2 protein-coding genes and 11 tRNA genes are annotated in these 2,876 nt (G+C 38.1%); 1 reads left to right on the forward strand and 12 read right to left on the reverse strand.

The annotated features are described in order from the left end of the window. Window positions 1-184 precede the first annotated feature (184 nt). A complete protein-coding gene (locus tag AC2CGN_RS25315) occupies window positions 185-562 on the reverse strand; it encodes a winged helix-turn-helix transcriptional regulator (RefSeq protein WP_484516961.1) in 378 nt (125 codons plus the stop codon). A gap of 129 nt (window positions 563-691) precedes the next feature. Between AC2CGN_RS25315 and AC2CGN_RS25320 the strand changes: the two genes are divergently transcribed. After that, window positions 692-1,318, forward strand: coding sequence for a nitroreductase family protein (locus AC2CGN_RS25320; protein WP_484516963.1), 627 nt, complete (start codon window positions 692-694; stop codon window positions 1,316-1,318). A 416-nt stretch (window positions 1,319-1,734) separates the two neighbouring features. Here the strand turns inward: AC2CGN_RS25320 and AC2CGN_RS25325 are convergent. From AC2CGN_RS25325 to AC2CGN_RS25375, 11 genes are all read right to left on the reverse strand, one after another. Further along, window positions 1,735-1,806: transfer RNA gene (locus AC2CGN_RS25325), tRNA-Glu, on the reverse strand. Window position 1,807: 1 nt separating this feature from the next. Then, window positions 1,808-1,884, reverse strand: a tRNA-Asn gene (locus tag AC2CGN_RS25330). A 7-nt stretch (window positions 1,885-1,891) separates the two neighbouring features. After that, window positions 1,892-1,965: transfer RNA gene (locus AC2CGN_RS25335), tRNA-Ile, on the reverse strand. A gap of 4 nt (window positions 1,966-1,969) precedes the next feature. Continuing rightward, window positions 1,970-2,043, reverse strand: a tRNA-Gly gene (locus AC2CGN_RS25340). A 6-nt stretch (window positions 2,044-2,049) separates the two neighbouring features. Next, window positions 2,050-2,125, reverse strand: a tRNA-Phe gene (locus AC2CGN_RS25345). 4 nt (window positions 2,126-2,129) lie between these two features. Next, window positions 2,130-2,222 (reverse strand) — tRNA-Ser (locus AC2CGN_RS25350). 13 nt (window positions 2,223-2,235) lie between these two features. After that, window positions 2,236-2,311, reverse strand: a tRNA-Ala gene (locus AC2CGN_RS25355). A gap of 14 nt (window positions 2,312-2,325) precedes the next feature. Further along, window positions 2,326-2,402 (reverse strand) — tRNA-Pro (locus AC2CGN_RS25360). Window positions 2,403-2,413: 11 nt separating this feature from the next. Continuing rightward, a tRNA-Arg gene (locus AC2CGN_RS25365) sits at window positions 2,414-2,490 on the reverse strand. A 223-nt stretch (window positions 2,491-2,713) separates the two neighbouring features. Continuing rightward, a tRNA-Lys gene (locus AC2CGN_RS25370) sits at window positions 2,714-2,786 on the reverse strand. Between the two features lie 15 nt (window positions 2,787-2,801). Continuing rightward, window positions 2,802-2,876 (reverse strand) — tRNA-Gln (locus AC2CGN_RS25375).

Genomic DNA, 2,876 nt, shown 5'->3' on the forward strand with positions numbered 1-2,876 from the left:
TAAGCGTCTTTCATTTTCTTCAAAAACGAAAAAATTAGAAAACAGAAAATTCAATTAAAATTCATGCGACGTTAGTGAGACAATATGTAAAAAAACTATCTCCGAAAATATGCTATCCTCAGCATTCCTGTATGGTTTGAAACAATAGAAGACAAGTCAAATAAGGAACAAGTGGCAATGACTATTACAATTTCTTTTCGTTTTGGGAACTGGGGAACGTATCACAATAAATTTGCTGATCTTTCTCTATACCTTTTATAAATGCATAATTATTACCCCATTCACACATTGTGTTTAATACTGGTACAAATGATTTTCCTAAATCAGTTAAGCTGTATTCTACTTTTGGTGGTACTTCTTTAAATAGTTCTCTTCGTACAAGTCCATCTCTTTCTAACTGTTTCAATTGATCTGTTAAGACCTTTTGTGTAATTCCAGGTATTAATTCATAAAACTCCTTTGTCCTTACTGATTTTTGGCTCAAGAAAAAGAGTATTAAGCATTTCCATTTCCCACCTGCAATGTTCATGAAAATGTTGATTCCAGTATTATAGTTAACCATCTGTTTCCTCCTAACTCCTAAAAAGGCACTTTAAAGTGGCTATACCACTTTTTTGTGCGTTATTTTCTTATTTATTATTGCTTACTATAATTAAAGCTGCAACATAATAAAAATTTCGGAGTTGATAGCATGAGTGTAAAAAATATTTTAGAAAAAAGACGTTCAGTTAGACATTATGATCCAAGTTATAAAATTAGTTCAGAAATTCTAACCTCATTAGTTGAAAGTGCAAGTAAGTCACCTAATGGTAATAATATACAATCTACTCGTTACTTAATTATTGATGAGCCAGACTTAAGAAATTTATTACTACCTATAGCTTTTAATCAGCAACAAGTGATAGAGGCTTCAACATTAATTGTTATGTTGGGAGATTATCAGGCATTTGATAAAGAAAATATTATAAATATACATGAAGAAGGCTTTCAGGCTGGTTTTTTTGATGAATCACTAAGAGATTATCTAGCGAATGCTGCAATAAATTATTATGAAAATAAATCTAAGGAAGATCTAAAACTAGAGTTAACTAGAGATGTAAGTCTTGCTTCAATGTCATTAATTTTGTTAGCAAATGAAGCTGGTTTTGAGACAATCACAATGTCAGGTTATGATTCTAGGAAATTAAAAGAAATCTTAAATATTTCCGAAAGGTATTTAGATGTTATGCTTATAGCTATTGGTAAAGGTATTAAAGCTGGTCATAAGACCGTAAGACATCATGTAAATAAAGTAATGTATAGAAACCAAATCATTTAGGTGCTCTCTTAGTATCTGATTATGTTAAATAGATAGACAAAGAAATATGTATTGTTAATGTAAGCAAAAATGACCTGTTACTCATTTAAAGTGAGTACCGGTCATTTATTTATATTATTTAAATTTGTAAGTCTTCACCTTGTGTATCAAGGCTTAAATAACCCACACCAGTGAGTTCTTTATAAACTTAAAATTATTTACCTCTGACTTTGAACAGTCTATAGATTCATTAATTGGCTCTATCTAGTGCAGGATCATACTTTCTAATGCACTATGATAATTCCTCTCAAATGACCATGGTTTCATTTAGGATGGTATTATAATTTTTGGCTTATAATTTCACTATTTTATAAGGCAATTTGATTGACATACATAAAGAAAAAAGCATGTAACACACAACTGTGCTACATGCTTGATGACCCGTACGGGATTCGAACCCGTGTTACCGCCGTGAAAGGGCGGTGTCTTAACCACTTGACCAACGGGCCGTGGCTCCGAAGGCAGGACTCGAACCTGCGACAACCTGATTAACAGTCAGGTGCTACTACCAACTGAGCTACTTCGGAATAATGATGGGCCTAAATGGACTCGAACCATCGACCTCACGCTTATCAGGCGTGCGCTCTAACCAGCTGAGCTATAGGCCCATTTTGGAGCGGGTGATGAGAATCGAACTCACGACATCAGCTTGGAAGGCTGAGGTTTTACCATTAAACTACACCCGCAAATAATGGTGGGTCAGGACGGAATCGAACCGCCGACACTTAGAGCTTCAATCTAATGCTCTACCAACTGAGCTACTGACCCGAAATGGAGGAGGTAGAGGGATTCGAACCCCCGCGCGGTGTTACCCGCCTGTCGGTTTTCAAGACCGATCCCTTCAGCCAGACTTGGGTATACCTCCAAAAATATTGAAATGGTGGAGCCTAGCGGGATCGAACCGCTGACCTCCTGCGTGCAAGGCAGGCGCTCTCCCAGCTGAGCTAAGGCCCCAAATAAAATAAAGATGGTCGGAATGACAGGATTCGAACCTACGACCCCTTGGTCCCAAACCAAGTGCTCTACCAAGCTGAGCTACATTCCGAAAACATACTATGGCGCGCCCGACAGGAGTCGAACCCATAACCTTCTGATCCGTAGTCAGACGCTCTATCCAATTGAGCTACGGGCGCATATGTATCTATCAATTTCGCCTTGGCGTAATTATTGCGTCCGGATTTTGAATTGTGCCTAGGCCTGCACGATGCAGGTCAGTTAGCCGTTTTCGCAGGATGCGAAGATTTTAGGGTAACATCCTTTTGTTCATTCCCTTGAAAATCCGTGACATCCGCCGGAGGCTTTATCTTCATTCAGTAGGTGTTTGGACAACCACTGAAAGAATGAAGATAAAAATGATGAGCCATGAAGGACTCGAACCTTCGACCCTCTGATTAAAAGTCAGATGCTCTACCAACTGAGCTAATGGCTCAAACTAAAAAATGAATGGCTGGGGTACTAGGATTCGAACCTAGGCATGACGGAATCAAAATCCGTTGCCTTACCGCTTGGCTATACCCCA

The sequence above is a fragment of the Lysinibacillus sp. DFXJR4 genome, assembly GCF_057196045.1.

What these genes read in the sequence shown, in the direction of transcription:
- AC2CGN_RS25315 (WP_484516961.1), bottom strand. Translation starts at nt 562, where the DNA reads ATGGTTAACTATAATACTGGAATCAACATTTTCATGAACATTGCAGGT.
- AC2CGN_RS25320 (WP_484516963.1), top strand. Translation starts at nt 692, where the DNA reads ATGAGTGTAAAAAATATTTTAGAAAAAAGACGTTCAGTTAGACATTAT.